The organism is Bradyrhizobium sp. S3.7.6 (assembly GCF_054061875.1).
In genome coordinates this window covers 6,488,612-6,509,673 of record NZ_JBSSEQ010000001.1, presented here as the reverse complement: position 1 = coordinate 6,509,673, position 21,062 = coordinate 6,488,612, and the positions used below count along the sequence as shown (strand labels likewise).

Here is a 21,062-nt window from a genome sequence, read left to right as displayed (position 1 = left end):
GATGAGACGGGAATGGATGGGCTGCATTTCGACGACGTGATCGGCGGCGGCGGGTCGGCGGGCTGCGTGCTCGCCAATCGGCTTTCCGCAGACGGAAGCCGTCGCGTGCTTCTGATCGAAGCCGGGATGGACACGCCGCCCGAGGCGACGCCGCCGGAAATACTCGACAGCTATCCGATGACGCTGTTCTTCGGCGACAAATACATCTGGCCGGGCCTGTCAGCGGCCGCCGGCCGCAATGCCGAGGGCAAGCCGGTCGTCCGCGCCTACGAGCAGGGCCGGGTGATGGGCGGTGGCTCCAGCATCAACGTGCAATCGGCCAATCGCGGCCTGCCGCGCGACTATGACGAGTGGCGCGATCTCGGTGCCCGGGGCTGGGGCTGGGCGGATGTGTTGCCGTACTTCCTCAAGCTCGAGACTGATCTGGATTTCGACGGCCCGCTGCATGGCAAGCACGGCCCGATCCCGATCCGCCGCATCGCGCGCGAGGCGATGCCGCCGTTTGGCCACGCCGCCGGCGAAGCGTTGTCGGCGACCGGCCTGCCGTTCCGAAAGGACCAGAATGGCGAGTTCGAGGACGGCATCTTTCCGCCGGCCTTCTCCAATCGCAATGACCGGCGCGTCTCGACCGCAACCGGATATCTCGACGCAGCAACGCGCGCGCGGCCGAACCTGATCATTTGGGCGGACAGCGAGGTCGAACAACTCCAGCTCGATGGCCGCCGCGCGACGGGCGTCGTGGTCGCGCGGGGCGGGCAGAAGCTCGCCGTCGCCGCCGGCCGCGTGATCCTGACCGCAGGCGCGCTGCAATCGCCGGCGATCCTGATGCGGGCGGGCATCGGCCCGGGTGCGGCGCTGCAAGCGCTCGGCATTCCCGTGGCGATCGATCTGCCCGGCGTCGGCAGCAATCTGCGCGATCATCCCGCGCTGACCTTCTGTCAATATTTGCCGCGGCGGTTGCGGTTGCCGCTTGCCCGGCGGCGTCCCAATTTCGCGGCGATGCGCTTCTCGTCGGGACATCAGGGCTGCGATGCTTCCGACATGTACATCACGGCCTCGGCCCGTGGCGGCTGGCACGCGCTGGGCACGCGGCTCGGGCTCTACTTCCTCTGGTGCAACCGGCCGTATTCGAGCGGCTCGCTCACCTTGGCGACGCCCGATCCCAGAACCTATCCGGTCGTGGATCTCAACCTCTTGTCCGACGATCGCGATCTCGAGCGGATGGTTGCGTCGGTCCGGCTGCTCGCGAAGCTTATCGTTCATTCCGCGCTCAACCCCGAGGCGGCCGATTTCTTCCCGGCCTCCTATTCCCCGCGCATCAAGCGGCTGAGCCGGTATGGCACGGCCAACCGAATCGTCGCCTCCATCCTCGGCCCGATGCTCGACGTGCCCGCGGGCCTCAGGCAGCTCTTGATCCGCCTTGTGCTGCTCAACGGCACGGCCTTCCAGGCGACGCTGGCGGACGACCGCGCGCTGGAAGCCTTCGTGCGACAGAGCGTGTTCGGCGTCTGGCACCCCGTGGGGACATGCCGCATGGGCGATCCATCCGACCCGAAAGCGGTGGTCGCCCCGGAAGGGCTGGTGATCGGCAGCGACAATATCTTCGTGGCGGATGCTTCGATCATGCCGCGGCTGCCGACGGCCAATACCAACATTCCCGTGATCATGGCGGCCGAGAAGATCAGTGATGCCCTGCTGTCGCGAAAATTAAGCTTTGTGCTGCGCCAGCGCGGAAACGCCCTCCTGCGTGAGGTATTCGAGTTCCACGAGGTCACTCCGTTGGATTCGACTCCTGAACAGGAAGCGCCGCGACGACCGACTGCGGCATCGAGCGGTTCACGTTGGACAGGGCTCGCTCTTCTTCGCTGTTGTTAGAAAGTGGCCCGTGATGGATTGGAGCGAGGGTTAGATTGTTTCAATCAGTTAAGGGGCGGCGTGTGCATGACGTATGCACCGGGAGATCGAGAAAAAAATTTGCGCAGGCCAATGTGAGCAGGCGTTTTTCAGCAGGCGGATTGGTCGCGGAAAGCGCAGCTTCTTTGCACTCACGCAGCTAACTGCGACCTAGTCGATCAATGACGCGACGTCCTGGGATGGGACCAACTGGCTCTTAATCAGCAGGGCTCGGGTTCGAGCCTTTGCCGCGTCGGGCGCGAGCCCCCGCAGAGGCGCCAGGGCTCCAGAGACAAATCCTTTTGTCTTGCCGAAGCGCGTCGTCCTCTTGTTGCAAGACACCCGTCATCTTTGAAAGGACTATCTTGCCGCAAACGCCTAGCATATCCGGATCGTTGCCATCGTGACTGCGTGACATGAACACTCCCCGAGTTGAAAACCAGCGCGCCTCCACCAGCGTGCGATCGCCGATCATCGTCAATCAGCTTGGCCCGGACATTCGTGCGGCGCTGGTCGATCACTGGTCGCGCCCGCTGATCATCGATCATTCCGCCGATCGCGCGCCCTGGGAGGTTGCTCCCGAAGCCGACGTGCTGCTGACGCGGCCGCTCGTGGGCTGGCACAAGGCGCCTGCGGAGAAGCCGGCCGGCTGGCCGTTTGGCCTGCACTGGATCCAGACCGCATCGACGGGAGTCGATTTCTTTCCGGCGTGGCTGCTCGACGGTCCCGTGGTCACGGTCGGCCGCGGCATCTCGGCTGATCCGATCGCGGAATACGTCCTTGCGGCGATTCTCGGCTTCGAGAAGCGCATCCATGACATCCGGCCGAGCAGCCGCGAGCAGTGGAAGATCAGTCCGCTGGGCTCGCTCACCGGCAAGACGATCGGGATTGCCGGTTTCGGCGCGATCGGCCGCGCAGTCGCCGAGCGGGCCAAGCCGTTCGGTGTCAACATCAGGGTTCTCAGGCGCTCGGCCTGGCCATATGTCCTTCCGGGCATCCAGCCGGTTGATAGCATCGAGGAACTGGTCGCGGTTTCCGATCATCTCGTCCTTGCTCTGCCGGCGACGACCAAGACCGCGCGTCTGATCAACGCCGATGTGCTGGCGCGGGCCAAGACGTCGCTGCACCTAATCAATGTCGCGCGTGGGCGGATCGTCGATCAGAGTGCGCTGTTGCAGGCGCTCGACGAGGGGCGGATTGCCGGCGCGACGCTCGACGTCACCGATCCCGAGCCGCCGCCGGAGGGCGATCCGATCTATCGCCATCCCAAGGTCGTCCTGACCCCGCATGTGTCATGGACGGGTGGCGAGGATGCCAAGCGGCTGGCCGACAAGACGCTGGTCAACCTCGATGCCTATGCGCATGGCGTGGCGCTGGCCGACGTCTTCGACAAGAATCTCGAGTACTAGAGAAGGAAACCGCAGCAATGAACAAGGTCGTCGAGAAGCCCAAGAAATACTCTCTGGTCGAGCGCACGCCGGCCGCGACGTTCGAGGAAGAGCGGCTGCACCGCAAACAGCGGCTTGCCGCAACATTCCGCCTGTTCTCGCGCTACGGCTTCGATCAGGGGCTCGCAGGCCACGTCACCGTGCGCGATCCGGAGTTCCCCGAGCGGTTCTGGATCAATCCGCTGTCCAAGCATTTCAGTCAGATCAAGGTCTCCGACCTTCAGCTCGTCGATCACGATGGCAACATCCTGATCGGTGACAAGCCGATCAACCAGGCCGGCTTCGTGATTCACTCCGCGATCCACGCCGCGCATCCTGAGGTGATCGCGGCCGCGCACACCCATTCGACCTATGGCAAGGCCTGGTCGGCGCTCGGCCGCCTGCTCGATCCGCTGACGCAGGACTCCTGCACCTTCTACGAGGATCACGTGCTGTTCGATCCGTTCTCCGGCGTCGTGCTGGAGGCGGAAGAGGGCCGCAAGATCGCGCACGCGCTGGGATCGAAGAAGGCGGCCATCTTGCAGAACCACGGCCTGCTCACGGTCGGACCGACTATCGAGGCTGCCGCCTGGTGGTACATCGCCATGGACAATGCTGCGCGCGCCCAGCTGCTTGCGGAAGCCGCCGGAACGCCAAAGCCGATCCCGCACGAGATCGCCAGCCTGACCTCGCGGCAGGTCGGAACGCACAAGGGCGGCTATTTCAGCTTCCAGCCGTTGTGGGACTGGATCACCGAGGCGGAACCGGATCTATTCAATTAGGGATCGAGGCTTCCGAGCCGGGCCGATGACCCGGCTAGCCGAATTGCGCCATGCTCTAACATCGTGAGATATAGCGGCAGGCGGCTTGTCACGCTTGTGCAGGCTGCCGCAGCAACGGTGAGGAGCAGGGCGACATGGTCAATGGTCTGCCAAGCGAAGTTGAAGTCATCACATTGTTCGTCGATGACATTGCGTCGTCGAAAGCGTTTTACGCCAAGGTTTTCGCGTCCGAGACGGTCTGGGAGGATGCGGTCTCATCCGTGCTTCGATTTGGCGGGCTCCTGGTCAATCTTCTCGACGCGTCTCAGGCACCGCCGCTTGTCGAGCCGCTGCGTGTCGCGCAGTCCTCCGCAGGGGCGCGCGCACTCCTGACGATCAGGGTCGTCGACGTCGACCAGGTCTGTTCATCCCTGCGGGAGATTGGCGTCGATCTGCTCAATGGCCCGATCGACCGTCCGTGGGGGCGACGAACTGCGTCCTTTGCCGACCCCTCAGGCCATGTCTGGGAGATCGCGCAGCTGATTGAGCGGAAATAGCAGCCTGCTGCCGGCCCGCCGATCGCTACAGCGTCCCACAGACGCGATTGACCAGTTCGATGAACCAGCGCAGCGCCGGATTGGCCATGGCGCGGCGCGTGTGGAGAAGGTCGATGGTGAATGGCTCCACATCGTAGGGAATCGGAACGACAGATACGCCGGCGGCTGTCGCGAAGCGGCGCGCGACGCGCTCGGCCATGGTTGCCACGAGATCGGTGCCGGCGACGGCAAACGGCACCGCGACGACATGGGCGAGCGTGATTGCGGTCCGGCGCTTGCGTCCGTGCCGGCTCAGCATCGTGTCGATTGCGCCGGGAAGCCCGTCGCCGCCGGCGGAGGAGAACAGCACATGCGGAAGCCGCGTGTAATCGTCCTTGGTGAGACGGGCTTTCAGTTTGGCGCGTTTGGCGTCGCGAATGCAGACGAAACTCTCCGTGAAAAGCGTGGATCGGATGATGCGCGGGGAAGCGGGAAGATGGCCACCTATCAGCGCGTCGACATCGCCGTGTTCCAGGCTTGCGACACTCGCGGCCGGATCAATGATGGGGCGCACCACGAGATCGATACCAGGCGCCTCCCGCCGCAACGCCTCGACCAGTCGCGGCACCACGACGAGGTCGCCATAGTCGGTCGCCGCAATAGACAGGCGATGGCGGGCTGTTGCCGGATTGAAGGCTGATGTCGGTTCGAGCACGCCCCTGATCTGCCCCAGAGCGTCGCTGATCGGCCGCGCCAGCGCCAGCGCCTTGGCCGTCGGCTGCATGCCGGAGGCCGAGCGCACGAAGAGCTCATCGCCAAACAGCGCACGCAGCCGCGTCAGCGTGCTGCTCATGGACGGTTGCGCCAGGCCGATGCGCTGGCCGGCGCGGGTCACATGGCGTTCCTCCATCAGCGCCTCGAAGGCGACCAGGAGGTTGAGGTCGACGGAAACCAAATTCATTTGAACGATGATAGATATAATAACAATCGATTTCAAGAATGATGCGGGGTGTGGTCTTCTGGCGAAGACGACATGATTGGGCGCGGCGTATGCGATCCTCACTCCTGCACTTCATCCCGCGCGGACCGACATTGCTGGCGCTTGGCGTCCTGCTTGGATTGGCCTTTCCGGCTCTTGCGGACCTCGCTCACCCCCTGATGCCAATCACGATCTTCCTGATCGTGCTGGGAACGCTGTTGCGGATCGACAGTCAGGCCGTCGTCGCAACGCTGCGACGGCCATCGCTTTCCGTGCTCTTGCCGGCTGTCGTCATGGTGGCCTGTCCGCTCGTGATCGGTGTTGCCGGTCACGCCTTGAACCTTGGTCCGGAGATCGCGCTTGCGGCGGTGCTCGCCGTCTCGGCGCCGCCATCGAGCGGAACGGCAGCAGTGGCACGCATGCTCGGGCTCGACGGTGCGGTGCCGCTCGTGGTGACGGTGTTGTCCATGGTGCTGGCTCCGGTCACCGTGCCGCTTCTTGCAGGCTGGTTCGGCGGGCTCGAGATCAGCGCGCTCGAGCTCGCGCTTCGTCTGGCGCTATTGATTGGCGGCGCCGAAGGGGTGGCTTTCCTGGTCCGCCGGCATGCAGCCCCGGTGCTGGCGGCCCATGGCGGGATGGTCGACGGGATCATCGTCGCGGCGCTTCTCGTCTTTGCGGTGGCGACGATGGCTGGCATTCGCGCGCAGATCGCGGCAGATGTGCAGGCCGCCATGCTCTGCCTCGGGCTCGCCTTCGCTTGCAATATCGCCCTTCAAGCAGCTGGTGCCGTGCTGCTGCCGGGCAATTTGGGCCAGCGGCTGACCGTCGGGCTCATCCTCGGCAACCGTAATGTCGGCCTGGTCTGGTCGGCGCTGGGTGCTGCCGCCTCGCCACGCATGGCGCTATACTTCGCCGCGACGCAATTTCCGATCTACCTCCTGCCGCGCCTGATCGAGACATTGATCGGCCGGAACACTGGAAAGGCCAAGCCGTGACCACGCCCCGTCTTACCCGCGAACATGCCTCGCATTTTGCCAACATCGCGCTCAGCCATGTCGGGCGCGAATATCCCAATAACGTTGACCACGCGCTGGCTGAACCTGCGGATGCCCGCACGCCGAGCCAGCTGCATCCGATCTTCTACGGCAGTTATGACTGGCATTCCTGCGTCCACAGCTATTGGATGCTGGCGCGACTGCTGCGCAGGTTTCCCGACTTTGCGGCAGCTTCCGACATCCGCGCTCTCTTCGATACGCAATTCGTGCCCGAGAAGGTCGCCGCCGAACGTGCTTACTTCGCCCGCCCGACTGCCCGCGGCTTCAAGCGGCCGTATGGCTGGGCCTGGCTCCTGAAGCTCGCGACTGAACTGGCGCTCCAGCCTGACGATCGCTGGAGCCGCAATCTCGCGCCGCTGGCCGAGGTCATCGCGCAACGCTTTCGCGACTTCCTGCCGTTGGCGTTCTATCCCGTACGCGTCGGCACGCATTTCAATACGGCGTTTGGCCTGCGGATGGCGGCAGACTACGCCGGCATCAAAAAGGATGAAGCGCTCGCCAGGTTGCTGCACGAGACTGGCCAGCGCTGGTATGGTGAGGACACCGACTGCCCCGCCTGGGGGGAGCCGAGCGGCGACGACTTCCAGTCCTCGGCTCTTATCGAGGCCGAATGCATGCGGCGGCTGTTGCCTCCGGACGCGTTCCTGCCCTGGTTCGATCGGTTTCTGCCGCGGCTGGTCGAACAGCGGCCGGCAACGCTGTTCAAGCCTGCGACGGTCACCGATCGCACCGACGGCAAGATCGCTCATCTCGACGGACTCAATCTCAGCCGCGCCTGGTGCTGGCGCTCTCTCGGCGACGCCTTGCCGGCAGGCGACCCCCGCCGCGTCGTTGCTCACGAAGCGGCGCGCGAGCATCTGGCCGCAGGCCTCCCCCATATCGCCGGTCACTACATGGGAGAGCACTGGCTCGCGAGCTTTGCCGTGCTCGCACTGGATGATGAGAACTGAGCGGGCAGGGGCCTTCCGCGGCTTATTCAATCCGCGGTCATGATCAACCGAAGGCGCGCGTGCGCATGTGTGCGACATCGTTGCCACCCGACGGGATCGACGCCAGCAGCGACCTCGTATAGGGCTGCTGAGGGTTGTCGAAGATGTCGGCGACGGTCCCGTGTTCGACGATGCGTCCGCGATGCATCACGGAGACGGTGTGGGCGAGCTGACGCACCAGCGCCAGGTCATGAGACACGAACACGTAGGTCAGGCCCAGAGTAGCCTGTAGCGAGAGCAGGACTTCGACGATGCCGGCCTGGACGCTGACGTCGAGCGCGGAGGTGGGTTCGTCGAGCACGATCACGTCGGGCTTGAGGACCAGCGACCGGGGATGGCCACGCGCTGGCGCTGGCCACCTGACAGGGCTCCGGGCTTGCGGGAGAGCAGGTGCTCGCCAAGTCCGACATTGGCCAACGCTTCGCGGACGCGCTCATCCCGTTCCTTTCGCGTTCCGATCTTGAATCGATCGAGCGGCTCGCGCACGAGCCGCTCAATCGTCCAGGTCGGATCGAGCGAGGTGAAGGGGTTCTGGTAGACCAGCTGAAGGTGGCGCCACACCGTCCGCAGTGCCTCGGGCGAGCGGCCGGTGATTTGTTCGCCTGCGACCGAGATGCTCCCGGTGTCGGGTCCCTCCAGTCCAAGCAGCAGCCGAACCGTCGTGGTCTTGCCCGAGCCCGATTCGCCGACCAGCGCGTGCGTGGTGCCAGCAGGGACGTTGAACGACAAATCGTCGACGGCCGTCAGCGCCTTGCCGTCGACTGTGAAGGTCTTCGTGACGGCGCTGACCTCGATCTTCGGTGCCTGGCCGGTCTTGAGGGAACGGAAGCCCGTGTCGCGCAGTGCGGCGTAACGGTCGGGGTTGAGGGCCGGGACATCCGCGCGCAGCTTCTTTGCGTAGGCCGACGCCGGCGAGGAGAAGACGGAGGCGGTCCGGCCAGCCTCCTGGATGACGCCGTCCTTGAGCACCACGAGCGAGTCCGCTCGCTCGGCGGCGATCGCAAGGTCGTGCGTGATGAGCAGCAGGCTGATCTTGAGATCGTGCTGCAGCCGCGTGAGCAGGTCGAGGATCCGCTTCTGGATCGTGACGTCGAGCGCGGAGGTCGGCTCGTCCGCGACCAGCAGTGCCGGCCGTGGCAGGATCGCAAGGCCGATCAGCACGCGCTGGAGCATGCCGCCGGACAGCTGGTGCGGGTAGGAGTCGTAGACACGCAGGGGGGTGTCGAGCCCAACCTGGGCGAACGTCTCCAGGATGAGCTGCTTGCGGATCGCCTTGTCGGGCTCGTCGAGCAGCGCAGCCGCCTCCTGCGCCTGGGCACCGATCGTCCGCACCGGGTTGAGTGAGTTGGCGGGGTCCTGCGGGACGAACCCGATGGCTCGTCCCCGCAGCGGCCGGAAGCCGCGCTCGGAAATCCCGAGCACCTCCTGGCCGTCGAACGCGACGCGGCCGGTGGCGTGCCCGCCGCTGGGGAGCAGCCGCAGCACCGCGCGGGCGATCGTCGACTTGCCGGAACCGGACTCTCCGATGAGGGCGAGGCTCTCGCCGCGGCCGAGTTCAAAGCTCACGTTGGTTACGACCTCGTGCGGCCCATAGGAGACCGACAGGCCGTCGACCCGGAGCTGCGGAATCGACCGCAGCGGCGTCGGCGCGACGCGGTCGGCGCGGGTGAACGTGGCGGTCAGTCTGTCTTGCGGAGCCATCGGCTGATCCTGTTTGCGGAGAGGACGGTCGCGATCGTGACGAAGGCGGGGGCGTACACCAGCCACGGCCATTTGAGGTAGTCCTTGCCGATCGAGATCAGCAGGCCCCAGTCGGAGGCGGGAGGCGGATCGCCGTAGCCGAGGAAAGCAAGGCTGGCGATCACCAGGATCGACAGGCCGAACTGCAGCACCGCGAGCGGGAGCACCGAGCGCGATGCATTCGGCAGCACGTGCCGCAACAGAATGTGCCAGCGCGAGCCGCCCATCAGGAACGACGCCTCGACGAAAACGGCCTGCCGGGTCTTGATCACTTCCGAGCGCATCACCCGCGCGAACACGGCGACCGCCGAGACGCCGGTCGCAACCGCAGCGTTTGTGGTGTCGAAACCGATCGCGGTGACGACGATGACCGCCAGCAGGAAGTTCGGGATCGCCAGCAGCACATCCACCAGGCGGGCGAGCACGATGTCCACCCAGCCGCCGAGGAAGCCGGCCAGGAGGCCGATGAGCCCGCCGGCAACCGCGGCGATGACGACCGCGATGAGCGCGCTCGTCACCGAGGAGGCCGTGCCATAGACGACACGGGTATAGAGGTCGCGACCGAGGTGATCGGTGCCGAACCAATGCGCTGCGCTGGGGCTGAGCAGCTTGTCAGCGGGGACGCCGCTGGCGGGATCATGACTCGTGAACAAGCTCGGCGCGAGCGACCAGGCGATTACGATCAGGATGACCGCGAATGCGAGCGCGACGGTTGGCGGCACGCGAAGGGCTGTCAGCCGGCTGATCGCCGTGATGCGCGAGGCCGGCGAGACGGAGACGGCAGTCATGGCGTCACCGCCTGGGAAAGATTGGTGGAGCTCTCGTCGGCGGTGGTCGGGCGGACCTTGCGACCGCCGATCAGCTTCACGCGCGGGTCCAGCAGCGGGTAGACGAGGTCGGCGATCAAATTGACGAGCACGAACACCACTGCCGCAAGCGAGACGACCGCTTGCAGGACAGGCAGGTCCTGCGTGCTCACCGAACGCTGCACCAGGCTGCCGATGCCGGTGCGTCCGAACACCGTCTCGGTGATCAGCGAACCGCCGAGCAGCTCACCGATGGCGAGTGCGATGACGGTGATGACCGGGAGCGAAGACGGCTTGAGCAGGTGCTTGGCAAAGAGGCGCATCTGCCCGAGCCCACGGCTGCGCGCAACGGCGGCGTATTCCTGCTCGGACTCGTTGTCGAGGTTCGCGATCAGCACCTCGGTGATCCGTGCGGAGATGGGGATGCCGAGCGCGACCGCGGCGAAGAAGGTCGCCCAGAAGCTGTCCGGCGCGATTACGCGAAAGAACCCGAGCTGGAAGCCGAAGATGTGGATCAGCACCAGGCCGATCACGAAGTTCGGCACCGACAGGAACAACGATGGGAAGCCACGCAGCAAGCCCTGGCCGAACCGTTTCGGAAGGAACTGGGTGCCGTAGGCGATCGTGGCCGCCAGCAGCAGCGCGATGGCGAAAGCTGCGGATGCAAGGATCAGTGTCGAAGGGAGAACCTCGGCGATCAGAGTTGTCACAGGCCGGTTGGATCGCATCGACAGGCCGAGGTCGCCGGTCATGAAGTTGGACAAGGACGCCCACAGCTGGATCGGAATTGGCCGGTCCAGGCCTTGGGCGGCGATGATCTCCTTGATCTGATCCTCGCTGAATCCATTCTGCGGGTCGCGCAGCACGTTGGTGATGGGGTCACCAGGCAAAATACTGACGACGACGAAGGTGAAGACGTAAGCCAGCAGGATAACGACGACGGCTTGGGCGAAGCGCTTCGCGGCATAGGACAGGTAGGCGCTTCTCATGCCGGTCGCCTCCTCACGCTGCTTGTTTGCACTGCGGATTACTCGCCGATCGTTGCCGTGTAATAGCTGGCGTAGGCGATGCCGTTGTAGACCTCCCCCTTGAGCTTCGGGGACTGCACGTAGATTCGCTGGACGATCTGCGTGCGCGGGATGAAATAGCCCTGCTCGAGAACGTAGGTCTGCAACTGGTCGAGCAGCGGATTGCGAATGCCGAAAGAGGCAGCGCCGGCGATCTTGTCGCGCAGTTCATTGAGCTTCTTGTCGCTGTCGCCGAGGTTGAACCAGTTCTCGCCGTTGTTGGCGTCGGTGAGGATGCTGGCCACCGTGCCGGCGTCGATGAAGCTGCGCGTCACCTCGTAGGCCGGCACGGCCGGCCCGCCGAACCGGACCTTCTCGCCGAACGTCACGACGTCGTAGGCGCGAATGGTGACCTTCCAGCCGAGCTTGCCGAGTTGCTGGGCGATGAGCTCGTCGATCGACTTTGCCGTCGCAAGATAGGGGTTGGAGTGGAGCGTCAGCGACAGCTGCTTGCCGTCCTTGGTCCGGATGCCGCCAGCACCCTTGATCCAGCCGGCTTCGTCGAGAAGCTTCTCCGCCTTGCCGGGATTGTAGGCCAGGAGCTCGCTATGGTCGGTTGCACCCGGCACGTTGCTCTGGATGAAGGACGTCGCCAGCTTCCAGTCGGGCGTATAGACGGTGTCGATGATCTCCTTCCGGTTGATGCCGGCTTGAAGAGCCTGGCGCACTTTCACGTCATTGTACGGCTCCAGCTTGGTGTTGATCGCGAGGCCGTTGACGAAACCGAGATAGCGCGGGGTTGCGATCGTGAAGCCCGCTTCCTTGAGCGATTTCAGTTCCTGCGGTGAGGGGCTGTAGGCGACATCGGCCTGTCCCGACTGGACAGCGGCGACCCGCAGCGACGGCTCGGTCACCAGTTTGTAGGTGATCGAGTTGAGGTAGGCCGGACCGGTGTGGGCGACGGCTGCCGGCCCCCAATTGTAGTCCTTGCGCTTGACCAGCTTGACGAAGTCGCCCTCTTTCCAGGAAGCGACCACATACGGGCCGCTGCCGGATGTCTTGGCCAGATCAGCCTGCTGGGCGGCGGGCTGCGCGATCGTTTTCGGGGAGATGAGGATCGAGCCGTGATAGCCGAGCGTCGGGATAAACCCGAGCGTCGGCGCCTTGAAGACAACCTTCACGGTGGCTGCATCGACCGCCTCGGCGTGGTCGTAAGTCTTCGGGAAGAGGCCGATCGGATTGATCCCCTCGTTCCGCCGGCCTGCGTGCCAGATGTCGAGATTGGCGACCACGGCTGACGCGTCGAGCGGTGTTCCGTCGGAGAAGGTCACACCCTTCTTGAGGCGCAGGGTGAACTGTGTGGCCTCGCCGTTCTGCTCCCAGCTTTCGGCGATCCAGGGGCTGACCTTGCCGTCGGCATCGACATAGACGAGCTTGTCGGTCACGTGGCCCCAGATGTGGCCCTGGAAGCTGGAGATTGCGCTGTTGTTCGGAATCCAGGTGCTGCCGAGCGAGTCGATGAGGAAGGTGATGTCGCCGCCGCTCGGTGGAGCGCCGGCACTTCGCGCCGGAGAGAGGCCCGCCGTTGCCGTCACGGTCGCTGCTGCAATCACGGAGGCCGCAGCGAGGAGGCGGCGCCGGGAGAGCGAGAACATTGGGAAACGTGCGGTCATGAAGAGCCCCTGATGATTGATGCGCGATCAGGTCACCGTTTCGCGAAAGCGTTACGGCACGATCAGCGTTTCCGCGTAGGAGAAGCGAAACAAAGGGACCTGGCCATTCCAAATTTCACATGGGACAGACAACAAAAGCGTCGGGGGCGGGGCAGTGGACGCGATGGTCATTTTGTTTTCATTGCGAACGCGCCCGATCTGGGTTTGCCCGTGACCGAACAGCGCAACGATTGCCGCTTCATTCGCGCGTCAACCCGAGTTCGGCGTCGAGACGGTCCTCTCAGGCGCATTATGTCGCGCGGCGCATCACCAAATTGAAAAGACATTCTGCAGAGAGCCGAGCGCTGGAGAACGGCATGCTGGCGATCGAGAATACGCGCGAAGCTTGCGTCGGTAGCGCGGTCTTGGGTGAAACGGAATAGGTCAGACACGGCCTTCGATGCGATTGCTCGTGCCGACGAGATCAGTGACGTTGGAAGCCGTGGCGCCCATGATGGACCGGAGCGAGAATTAAAGTCCTTCAATAGATTAGATAGTGGCGTGTGCACTGGGAGATCAAGAAAAATCCCGTCAAAGCCAGTGTGAGCAGGCGTTCAAAGGTGGATCGAAGCGCTCAGCAGGCGCTACGATACGAATGTCTGAGATCGGGTACATGTGGCGTAGCGGCGGGCGATTGCAGTAGTGCGCAGATAGAAGCGCCAAATCTCACCACGCACTCCAATCCAACCAGAAACGAGAGGATTTACGGCGCCGTCGTCTAAGGATGCCTCGGTTCGCGATCTGTCAATTCGTCGCGTGGAATTGGCTCGTCTTTTGTTGGCTCTTATTCCACGGCAATCGGCGGCACCGGCAGCGCCGTGATCGACTTGATCTTCTCCATCGCGAAGCGCGAGGTGACGTTCTTGAGCGGGACGGCGTGGATCAGCTTCTTGTAGAACACGTCGTAGCTCGGCATGTCCGGAATGACGACGCGCAGCATGTAGTCGACGTCGCCGGCCATCCAGTAAAATTCCATCACCTCTGGCATTGCGCTGACTGCTGAGGCGAAACGCTTCAGCCAGACGTCGGAGTGATCCGCGCTCTCCACCGAGACGAACACCGAAAGGCCGAGGCCGATCTTGTTCTGGTCCACCAGCGCAACGCGCTTGAGGATGACACCGTCGGCTTCGAGCCGCTGAATGCGCTTCCAGCAGGGCGTGGACGACAGGCCGACCCGGTCGCCGATTTCGGCCACCGAGAGCGAAGCATCCTCCTGAAGCACCGTCAGGATCTTGCGGTCGATGGCGTCGAGGCGGCGGCCAGTCTCGGCGAGCTGCAACGCAGCGTCGGTCATGTCATAAACCTCAGTTTGATGAAAAGTTGGACGCGTTGCCGGGCGTCAGCCGTGGGGCCCGAACAGGAAGATCTCGTAGAGATCGTCCTGCGTGTTATCCGAGCCGCCTGTCCGTGGTCGCAGCGAGCGCGGGAACCATCCACGTGCCTGTTCGATCAAACGAGCGAAGCCTGAATGCAGCGAGATGACGTAGCTCATATTCACTCCGGACGACGGTGTAGGACGAGAACCCGGAAAAGCTATCACGGCAGGGGTGGAATTGAACATTGCGACACACTCGTCGGAATCAGTTTGGTTGAATCATGCTGGCGTCGTCGCGAGCGCGGCTGGAAAATTCCACGATGCTCGGCTGAGATGGATGATTTTGATATCCATCGCCGCGCCGAAAGCATGGAAGGCATAGTCTTGCCGCTAGTCGGCCGTCAGTAGCGCAAGCACTTCAGCCTGCCGGAGCCGCGGCAGGGAACCGAGGTTCGATGGCCTGCGACAGGACTCCGATGCGGGATAGAGCATGGGCATACCCATGCCCCCCGACACGAGATACGGCAAAGCGTGGTTTGCTCGTCCGTTCAAATGAGCTCCTGTCACGATGCCCAGTGCGAACAGGAAGATGATCAGCAAGACCAGCGGGAGGACGAAAGCCTCCTGGAAACGAAGCTTATCGGTCATCGCTCGCGCGTCGATCGCGCGCTCGGCGGCGGTGCGGCGGCTGGCCCATTCAAGCGTGAAATCGAACATGCGCTTCGCTCACTTCATGTAATCAGGCAAAGTGAAGCCGTCATAGAACCGGTCGGCCTGGATTGCCGCCTTGAACCCAGGCGATTTGTAGCCGGCGACGATGTCCTGAGCCCATTCTGCGTTTGCATTCGCCTTCTTCACGGCGAGGACGTTGATGTAGGGCGTCGTCATCTTCTCCAGCGCAAAGGCGTTGGTCAGCTTCAGCCCGCTGAAGATCGCGAAATTGCCCTGTACGGCGGCGAAATCGACGTCGTCGAGCGCCCGTGGCGCCTGTGCGGCCTCGAGCGGCACGATCTTGATGCCGCCGGGATTTTTGATGACATCGAGCTCGGTGACGTCGACCGACTTGCTATCACGGATCTCGATCAGGCCGAGGTCACGCAGCACCCACAGCGCGCGCTGCAGATTGACCGGATCGTTCGGCACGGCGACGCTCGAGCCCGGCTTGATCGGCGTGCCCAGCGGATGCTTCTTCGAATAGAGGCCCATCGGCGGGGTGGGGACGTGGACGATGCCGACGAGATCGGTCTTCTGCCGCTCGTTGTAGGAATCGAGAAAGATCGTGTGTTGCATCACATTGGCGTCGATCTCGGATTTGAATACCGCATTGTTGGCTTCAAGGCCGGTCGAGAACTCGACATAGCGGATCTTGTAGCCCTTCTTCTTCAGCTCGGGCTCGACGCCGATCTTGAACTCGTCGATATACGGTCCCGGCACGAAGCCGACCCGGAGCTCCGGCTTCGCGGGCTGCTGTGCCAAGGCGTCTTCGGCGGCGAAAGGGGAAAGAGCCAAAAGGCCGGAGAGGAGAAACAACGCTGTCTTCATGTCTTCTTACTGGTCTCGAGTTGGGATGTCAGTGCGGAAGCGGTGTCAGGCGATCGCCTTGACCGCGTTGGAGTAGATGCTGGCGGGACGCGCCAGGCCGTAATGCTCGCGGAGCGTCGTACCGGTGTAGTCCTCGCGGAACAGGCCGCGCTTGCGCAGGATCGGGACGACCTGCTCGGCGAAGACGTCGAAGCCGCCGGGCAGCCAGGGCGGCATCACGTTGAATCCGTCCGCCGCACCGCCCTCGAACCAGGTCTGGATGTTGTCGGCGATCTTTTCCGGCGTGCCCGCAATCACCCAATGGCCGCGCGCGCCGGCGAGGCGCTGCACCAGCTGGCGGATGGTCGGCTTCTCGCGGTCGACGATGTCGACCACCAGCTTGAAGCGGCTGGCAACGCCGCGCGCGCTCGCGGTGTCGATGAGATGGCGCGGGACGGGGCCGTCGAGATCATATCCGGTGAGATCGACGCCGATCATTTGGCGCAGCTGGGTCAGGGAATATTCCGGTTGGATCAGCGCGTTGAATTCGTCCTGGAGCCGGTCCGCCTCGGCCTGCGTGCTGCCGATGAAAGGGCTAATGCCCGGCAGGATCTTGATCTCATCCGGACCGCGGTCGAAGGCGCGGGCCTGGCGCTTGATGTCGGTATAGAACGCCTTCGCCGAGTCCACGGTTTGATGCGCGGTAAAGATCGCCTCCGCAAAGTGGGCGGCGAAGGCACGGCCGTCGTCGGAGGCGCCGGCCTGGACATAGACCGGCCGGCCTTGCGGCACGCGCGAAATGTTGAGCGGGCCGCGCACGCGAAAGTGTTTGCCGACATGGTCGAGCGTGTGGATCTTGTTGGTATCGGCAAAAATGCCCGAGATGGGGTCGTTGACGAGCGCGTCATCCTCCCAGCTGTCCCAGAGCCGCGAGATCACGTCGAGATATTCGCGGGCGCGCTCGTAGCGTTCGTGATGCGAGGGGTGTTCGGGCAGGCCAAAGTTCTGCGCTGCTTGTGGCGCACTGGTCGTCACGATATTCCAGCCGGCGCGACCCTGGCTCAGATGGTCGAGCGAGGCGAACAGGCGCGCGAGGTTGTAAGGCTCGGTATAAGTGGTCGACGCGGTTGCGATGAGGCCGATGCGTTTCGTCACTGCGGCAATCGCAGCCAGCCAGGTGATCGGCTCGAAGCGAAAGCGCTGGGCATAGCGAACGTTGTCGGCGAGGGCCGGACCGTCGGCAAAGAAGATGGCGTCGAATTTACTGGCCTCGGCCCGCTGCGCCAGCTCCTGGTAAAAGGTGATGTCGAGGATGCGTTCCGCCGACGATCCCTTGTAGCGCCACGCGGCTTCGTGGTGGCCGCCGGGATAGATGAAGAGATTGAGAACAAGCTGCCGTTGATTGCTCATGGTTCGAATGTCCAGATGCGATTGCCGGAGAAACTAGGAGGCGGATGGAGTCGTTCGCGACCTCGGCTTTCGCGCGAAGGCGAAACGCAGATATCGCTCCAGGCGCAGGCCCTCCGGGGTACGCCTCGCCTCGACTAGCGCTGCAAAGGCCGCGTCGATCGCTGCCCGCTCCGCCGGCGAAAAGCCGCCAAGAAAGTTGCCGAAGGCGCTGGCCTCGGACCATCCCAGCACCGACGTCACGTCGCCGTGCAGATCGACGAGCGAGCGTAGGTCGCTTCGGTAATCGATGAATCCGACCTCGGCGAACAGGGCTCTGAGCTCTTCGTCGGTTGCTCCGAGCACGCGATGCGACTCGCTGCTTCTCTCGCCGAAGCCGGCCTGTTCGATCGCCTGGCGGAGCAGGGTTCGCGACTCGTGAGGTTTGGTCGGATCCTGAACGTTCAGCCCGATCTGGCCGCCCGGCCTGAGAACGCGTTCGATCTCACGTAGCGCCTGCCGCTTGTCCGCGATCCAGTGGAAGACGCTGTTGAGGTAGACGGCGTCGAATTCCGCGGGTCCAAAGCGCGAAAGGTCCTCGGCACGGCCGACATCGAAGGTCAGCGTCCCCGAGGCGCGCCGGCGCGCGATGGCGATCCGGTTCTCCAGCGGGTCGATGCCGATCACGCGGCCGGTCGGGCCGACAAGTCCCGCGACGAATTCGGTCAGGCGGCCGGTGCCGGCACCGATATCGAGCACGCGATCCCCGGACTTCAAAGCCAGCGGTCCGATGAGGAATTTACCATGGTGAAACTGGAGGACGCCGGTTTGCTCGTAGGTCCGTGCAAGCTCGGGCGTGTCCCGTTCAAGGCTGATGACGCCGGCGGTCGACATCGTGCTTTCCAAAATCTCCAACGAGCCGTCGAGACGGCTTGATCGAGACGAACTCTATGTTGTCGGGGTGAGAAAAGTCGATGAAATGGATTTGCGTTGTTCGGTGCGATGCGAGCATGAATCTAGCGGCGGGAGCGCATTCAGTAGATAACGTCGCGAACCGATCGTCTCAACTGAAAGTCGATCTGGCGAGCGAATGGCCGGTCGTGTCTTCTGGCTCGCGCCGCTGTCGGCGCAAATCTTTCAACACCGCGTGACCTCGCGGTCTGTTCGTTGTTCGGGCCGCAAAACAAAGCCAATTCCATTTCATTGACTGAGCACCGTTGGCTTCTACGATTTGATCGCATCTGATGCAGACAAATCCGGGTGCAACATGTTTCAGTCTGATGTCGACGAGGCGGCTCGCGAGACCTTGCGTCTGATTGGTCCAGATCCGCAGAACTGGGTCTCGGATCGTCACGGGGTCGACCACAACGTCGCCATCATCGGGGGCGGGCAATCCGGAAGCGCTTTCGCCTTTGCATTGCGCCGTGCCGGCATCGGCAAGGTCACGGTGATCGATGCATCACATGATGCGGCGTCGTCCGGTCCATGGCGGAGCAGCGCGCGCATGCACAAGCTGCGCACGCCGAAGAGCTTGCCCGGACCCGAGCTCGGCCTACCCGGACTGAGCTTCCAGTCCTGGTATGAGGCCCGCCACGGCGCGGCCGCGTATGAAGCGATCGATCGCATTGCTCGCGTGGATTGGGCCGCCTACCTCGATTGGTACCGCAAGACTCTTGGTATTGAGGTGCGCTACCGGGCGAAGCTTCTCCGCATCGAGCCGGCGGAGGATCATTTTCGGCTTCATCTCGACGTCGCCGGTGAGGCAAGGATCGAGACAGCCCGCAAGATTATCCTGGCCGGCGGTTTCCCAAGCAACGGCGGTCCGTCCGTCCCCGACGTGCTCTCCCGCAATCTGTCAAAGAAGCTTTACGCGCATACGTTGGAGGCGATCGATTTCGACAGGCTCCGCGACAAGTCGGTCGCGGTGCTGGGCAGTGCGGCCTCCGCGTTCGATGCCGCGGCAGTTGCGCTCGAAGCAGGGGCGAGGGAGGTGCATCTCTTTGCACGCCGCGGCAGGGTGGCCTCGGAGCCCGTGATCAGGACGCGTGGATATCCGGGCGCATACGACAATTACGGGGCGCTCCCGGACGCGGTGCGCTGGCATCAGGCCATTCGCTTCCGTCGCGCGGGATCGACGCCGCCGCCCGATGCAATCGCGCGTGCGGTCAAGTTCCCCAACTTCCACCTTCATCTGGCAGCGCCGTGGACATCAGCCAAGCCGTTCGGACGGCGGCTGCTCGCGACCACGCCGCAGGGCGACATCGCATTCGATTTCGTCATCGCCGGTACGGGCTACCAGGTCGATCTGGCGAAGCGGCCTGAGCTCGCCGCCTTCTCCGACGAGATCCTGCTATGGCGCGACCGCTATTCTCCGACCGCGGACGAGCAGGACGAGGCCCTGGGCGCACACCCTTATCTCGGTGCGGGCCATGAATTCCTGGAGAAGGAGCCCGGCCGCGCGCCTTACTTGCGGAACATCCACGTGTTCAACCCCGCGGCATTCGTCAGCTTCGGCCTGCCGATTGGGGACGTGCCGAGCTTCAAGCGCGATATTCCGGGCGTCGTGGCGCGGATCAGCAGGGATCTGTTTCTTGACGACCTTCCGGCGCACGAGGCGCGGATCAACGGGCCGATCGCCGACGACTTCGAGCCGGCCCTTTACGCGTCGGCCGTTTGGCGGTCGCCGAATATCGTCGCGGCAGAATAGAGCAGAGTGCAAGTAGCAACTGGACACGCCATGATCGTGGATGCGTCTGTTTCTTAACGGCCTCGAACTTTGGAAGCTATTTCCGAAGTCCTTGAGTTAGCATCCTGTGACTGAACAAGGGGCTGCATCGATGCAGCCCCTGGGGAAGATCCCGCCAGACGCGATTGTCGCCAGAGCAGACGGCGGTCTCGCAAGAGGATCGATCGCAACATCACTGCCTTTCACTCCGCCATCGCAGCAGCGATCGGCGAACGGCGGAGCCTTGTCCAAATGGATCGCGGTCTCGGGGAAGATGACATGACAGACGGAATCAACATCGACAACGTCATTCCGCGTTCGGATATCGTCAAGCGATCGGCCCGTATCGGCGCCGAAATCAGGAACATCAAGCTATCGGGCGATCTTCCGGATCGGACGATTGCGGCGATCAACCAGGTGCTGCTCGAGCACAAAGTCATCTTCTTCCGTGACCAGAATCATCTCGACGATGCCGAGCAGGAGCGTTTTGCCCATCGGCTCGGCAAGCTGGTGCCACATCCCACGGTCGGCGCCACCAAGGGAACGGCCTCGATCCTCGAACTTGACTCCGCGCGCGGAGGCGGGCGCGCCGACCAGTGGCATACCGACGTCACATTCGTCGACGCTTATCCGAAGATCTCAGTCTTGCGCGGCGTCGTGATCCCCGAGTTCGGCGGCGACACGATCTGGTCGAACACGGCGGCGTCCTATCTGGATCTGCCGGCTCCGCTGCGCAAGCTCGCGGACGAGTTGTGGGCGGTGCACAGCAATGCCTACGACTATGCAGTCAAGACCCGCGCGAGCGATGCTGACCGGAAGCAATTCGAGGAGGTCTTTACGGCGACGGTCTACGAGACCGAGCATCCCGTCGTCCGCGTCCATCCCGAAACCGGGGAACGGACGCTGGTGCTCGGCAATTTCGTCCAGCGCTTTGTCGGCCTGTCGAAATACGACAGCCAGAAACTGTTCGACCTGTTCCAGTCGCACATCACCGCACCCGAGAACACCGTGCGCTGGAGCTGGCGGCAGGGTGACGTGGTGATCTGGGACAATCGCGCGACCCAGCACTACGCGGTCAACGATTACGGCGACCAGCACCGCGTGGTCCGGCGTGCCACCATCGATGGCGAGGTGCCGGTCAGCATCGACGGCCGTAGCAGCGTGACCCGCGTCAAGGCGGCGAAGCCGCAGGCGAAGGCCGCCTGAAGCG

Annotated in this window: 17 protein-coding genes and 2 pseudogenes; 8 read left to right on the top strand and 11 right to left on the bottom strand. The window is 63.6% G+C overall.

Features of this window, described 5'->3' with window-relative positions; genetic code table 11:
* Positions 1 to 12 precede the first annotated feature (12 nt).
* The 4 genes and pseudogenes from ACVJ5M_RS32035 to ACVJ5M_RS32020 all read left to right on the top strand — a co-directional run bounded on the left by ACVJ5M_RS32035 (position 13) and on the right by ACVJ5M_RS32020 (position 4,638).
* The gene (locus ACVJ5M_RS32035; protein WP_456679565.1) at positions 13 to 1,875 is read left to right on the top strand and encodes a GMC family oxidoreductase; all 1,863 of its coding nucleotides are present in this window, start codon (positions 13 to 15) and stop codon (positions 1,873 to 1,875) included.
* A 434-nt stretch (positions 1,876 to 2,309) separates the two neighbouring features.
* Positions 2,310 to 3,302 carry an NAD(P)-dependent oxidoreductase gene (locus tag ACVJ5M_RS32030; protein WP_063984191.1) on the top strand — a complete coding sequence of 331 codons (993 nt, stop codon included), beginning with the start codon at positions 2,310 to 2,312 and terminating at the stop codon, positions 3,300 to 3,302.
* Positions 3,296 to 4,102: pseudogene (locus tag ACVJ5M_RS32025) on the top strand (class II aldolase/adducin family protein); the annotation flags it as partial. The gene ACVJ5M_RS32030 and the pseudogene ACVJ5M_RS32025, both read left to right, overlap by 7 nt.
* Positions 4,103 to 4,236: 134 nt before the next feature.
* Positions 4,237 to 4,638 (top strand): VOC family protein, encoded by a 402-nt coding sequence (locus ACVJ5M_RS32020; protein WP_354100033.1) that lies wholly within the window; start codon positions 4,237 to 4,239, stop codon positions 4,636 to 4,638.
* Positions 4,639 to 4,663: 25 nt separating this feature from the next.
* On the opposite strand, the gene ACVJ5M_RS32015 is transcribed toward ACVJ5M_RS32020, so the two are convergent.
* Positions 4,664 to 5,578 (bottom strand): LysR family transcriptional regulator, encoded by a 915-nt coding sequence (locus ACVJ5M_RS32015; RefSeq protein ID WP_063984189.1) that lies wholly within the window; start codon positions 5,576 to 5,578, stop codon positions 4,664 to 4,666.
* A gap of 89 nt (positions 5,579 to 5,667) precedes the next feature.
* Between ACVJ5M_RS32015 and ACVJ5M_RS32010 the strand changes: the two genes are divergently transcribed.
* Positions 5,668 to 6,591: a hypothetical protein gene (locus ACVJ5M_RS32010; protein ID WP_063984188.1), complete on the top strand. Its 924-nt coding sequence runs from the start codon at positions 5,668 to 5,670 to the stop codon at positions 6,589 to 6,591.
* Positions 6,588 to 7,601, top strand: a complete 1,014-nt coding sequence (locus ACVJ5M_RS32005) for a DUF2891 domain-containing protein (RefSeq protein WP_063984187.1) — start codon at positions 6,588 to 6,590, stop codon at positions 7,599 to 7,601. Before ACVJ5M_RS32010 ends, ACVJ5M_RS32005 begins: the two co-directional genes overlap by 4 nt.
* Positions 7,602 to 7,644: 43 nt before the next feature.
* Here the strand turns inward: ACVJ5M_RS32005 and ACVJ5M_RS32000 are convergent.
* The 10 genes and pseudogenes from ACVJ5M_RS32000 to ACVJ5M_RS31955 all read right to left on the bottom strand — a co-directional run bounded on the left by ACVJ5M_RS32000 (position 7,645) and on the right by ACVJ5M_RS31955 (position 18,021).
* Positions 7,645 to 9,341: pseudogene (locus tag ACVJ5M_RS32000) on the bottom strand (ABC transporter ATP-binding protein).
* Complete coding sequence (locus ACVJ5M_RS31995; RefSeq protein ID WP_063984185.1) at positions 9,320 to 10,168, bottom strand: ABC transporter permease; 849 nt, start codon at positions 10,166 to 10,168, stop codon at positions 9,320 to 9,322. The pseudogene ACVJ5M_RS32000 and the gene ACVJ5M_RS31995 overlap by 22 nt, the downstream one beginning before the upstream one ends.
* Complete coding sequence (locus ACVJ5M_RS31990) at positions 10,165 to 11,175, bottom strand: ABC transporter permease (RefSeq protein ID WP_063984184.1); 1,011 nt, start codon at positions 11,173 to 11,175, stop codon at positions 10,165 to 10,167. The genes ACVJ5M_RS31995 and ACVJ5M_RS31990 overlap by 4 nt, the downstream gene beginning before the upstream one ends.
* Before the next feature lie 38 nt (positions 11,176 to 11,213).
* Positions 11,214 to 12,866, bottom strand: coding sequence for an ABC transporter substrate-binding protein (locus tag ACVJ5M_RS31985; RefSeq protein ID WP_063984183.1), 1,653 nt, complete (start codon positions 12,864 to 12,866; stop codon positions 11,214 to 11,216).
* Between the two features lie 823 nt (positions 12,867 to 13,689).
* Positions 13,690 to 14,199, bottom strand: coding sequence for an Lrp/AsnC family transcriptional regulator (locus ACVJ5M_RS31980; RefSeq protein WP_456679564.1), 510 nt, complete (start codon positions 14,197 to 14,199; stop codon positions 13,690 to 13,692).
* 45 nt (positions 14,200 to 14,244) lie between these two features.
* Entirely contained in the window at positions 14,245 to 14,397 is a 153-nt protein-coding gene (locus ACVJ5M_RS31975; protein WP_187387755.1) for a hypothetical protein, read from the bottom strand.
* A gap of 213 nt (positions 14,398 to 14,610) precedes the next feature.
* The gene (locus ACVJ5M_RS31970; RefSeq protein WP_063984181.1) at positions 14,611 to 14,937 is read right to left on the bottom strand and encodes a hypothetical protein; all 327 of its coding nucleotides are present in this window, start codon (positions 14,935 to 14,937) and stop codon (positions 14,611 to 14,613) included.
* 9 nt (positions 14,938 to 14,946) lie between these two features.
* Entirely contained in the window at positions 14,947 to 15,762 is an 816-nt protein-coding gene (locus ACVJ5M_RS31965) for a MetQ/NlpA family ABC transporter substrate-binding protein (protein WP_063984180.1), read from the bottom strand.
* 45 nt (positions 15,763 to 15,807) lie between these two features.
* Positions 15,808 to 17,151, bottom strand: coding sequence for an LLM class flavin-dependent oxidoreductase (locus ACVJ5M_RS31960; protein ID WP_063984179.1), 1,344 nt, complete (start codon positions 17,149 to 17,151; stop codon positions 15,808 to 15,810).
* Positions 17,152 to 17,184: 33 nt separating this feature from the next.
* Positions 17,185 to 18,021, bottom strand: coding sequence for a class I SAM-dependent methyltransferase (locus tag ACVJ5M_RS31955; protein ID WP_063984178.1), 837 nt, complete (start codon positions 18,019 to 18,021; stop codon positions 17,185 to 17,187).
* Between the two features lie 373 nt (positions 18,022 to 18,394).
* Between ACVJ5M_RS31955 and ACVJ5M_RS31950 the strand changes: the two genes are divergently transcribed.
* Entirely contained in the window at positions 18,395 to 19,834 is a 1,440-nt protein-coding gene (locus tag ACVJ5M_RS31950; RefSeq protein WP_063984177.1) for an FAD-dependent oxidoreductase, read from the top strand.
* 297 nt (positions 19,835 to 20,131) lie between these two features.
* A complete protein-coding gene (locus ACVJ5M_RS31945) occupies positions 20,132 to 21,058 on the top strand; it encodes a TauD/TfdA dioxygenase family protein (RefSeq protein WP_283018598.1) in 927 nt (308 codons plus the stop codon).
* Positions 21,059 to 21,062 lie beyond the last annotated feature (4 nt).

Coding starts and splice junctions, on each gene's coding strand:
- ACVJ5M_RS31975 (WP_187387755.1), bottom strand. CDS start 14,397: ATGAGCTACGTCATCTCGCTGCATTCAGGCTTCGCTCGTTTGATCGAA.
- ACVJ5M_RS31965 (WP_063984180.1), bottom strand. CDS start 15,762: ATGAAGACAGCGTTGTTTCTCCTCTCCGGCCTTTTGGCTCTTTCCCCT.
- ACVJ5M_RS31985 (WP_063984183.1), bottom strand. CDS start 12,866: ATGACCGCACGTTTCCCAATGTTCTCGCTCTCCCGGCGCCGCCTCCTC.
- ACVJ5M_RS31950 (WP_063984177.1), top strand. CDS start 18,395: ATGTTTCAGTCTGATGTCGACGAGGCGGCTCGCGAGACCTTGCGTCTG.
- ACVJ5M_RS31960 (WP_063984179.1), bottom strand. CDS start 17,151: ATGAGCAATCAACGGCAGCTTGTTCTCAATCTCTTCATCTATCCCGGC.
- ACVJ5M_RS32035 (WP_456679565.1), top strand. CDS start 13: ATGGATGGGCTGCATTTCGACGACGTGATCGGCGGCGGCGGGTCGGCG.
- ACVJ5M_RS31995 (WP_063984185.1), bottom strand. CDS start 10,168: ATGACTGCCGTCTCCGTCTCGCCGGCCTCGCGCATCACGGCGATCAGC.
- ACVJ5M_RS32030 (WP_063984191.1), top strand. CDS start 2,310: ATGAACACTCCCCGAGTTGAAAACCAGCGCGCCTCCACCAGCGTGCGA.
- ACVJ5M_RS31990 (WP_063984184.1), bottom strand. CDS start 11,175: ATGAGAAGCGCCTACCTGTCCTATGCCGCGAAGCGCTTCGCCCAAGCC.
- ACVJ5M_RS31980 (WP_456679564.1), bottom strand. CDS start 14,199: ATGACCGACGCTGCGTTGCAGCTCGCCGAGACTGGCCGCCGCCTCGAC.
- ACVJ5M_RS31970 (WP_063984181.1), bottom strand. CDS start 14,937: ATGTTCGATTTCACGCTTGAATGGGCCAGCCGCCGCACCGCCGCCGAG.
- ACVJ5M_RS32020 (WP_354100033.1), top strand. CDS start 4,237: ATGGTCAATGGTCTGCCAAGCGAAGTTGAAGTCATCACATTGTTCGTC.
- ACVJ5M_RS31945 (WP_283018598.1), top strand. CDS start 20,132: ATGACAGACGGAATCAACATCGACAACGTCATTCCGCGTTCGGATATC.
- ACVJ5M_RS32010 (WP_063984188.1), top strand. CDS start 5,668: ATGCGATCCTCACTCCTGCACTTCATCCCGCGCGGACCGACATTGCTG.
- ACVJ5M_RS31955 (WP_063984178.1), bottom strand. CDS start 18,021: ATGTCGACCGCCGGCGTCATCAGCCTTGAACGGGACACGCCCGAGCTT.
- ACVJ5M_RS32015 (WP_063984189.1), bottom strand. CDS start 5,578: ATGAATTTGGTTTCCGTCGACCTCAACCTCCTGGTCGCCTTCGAGGCG.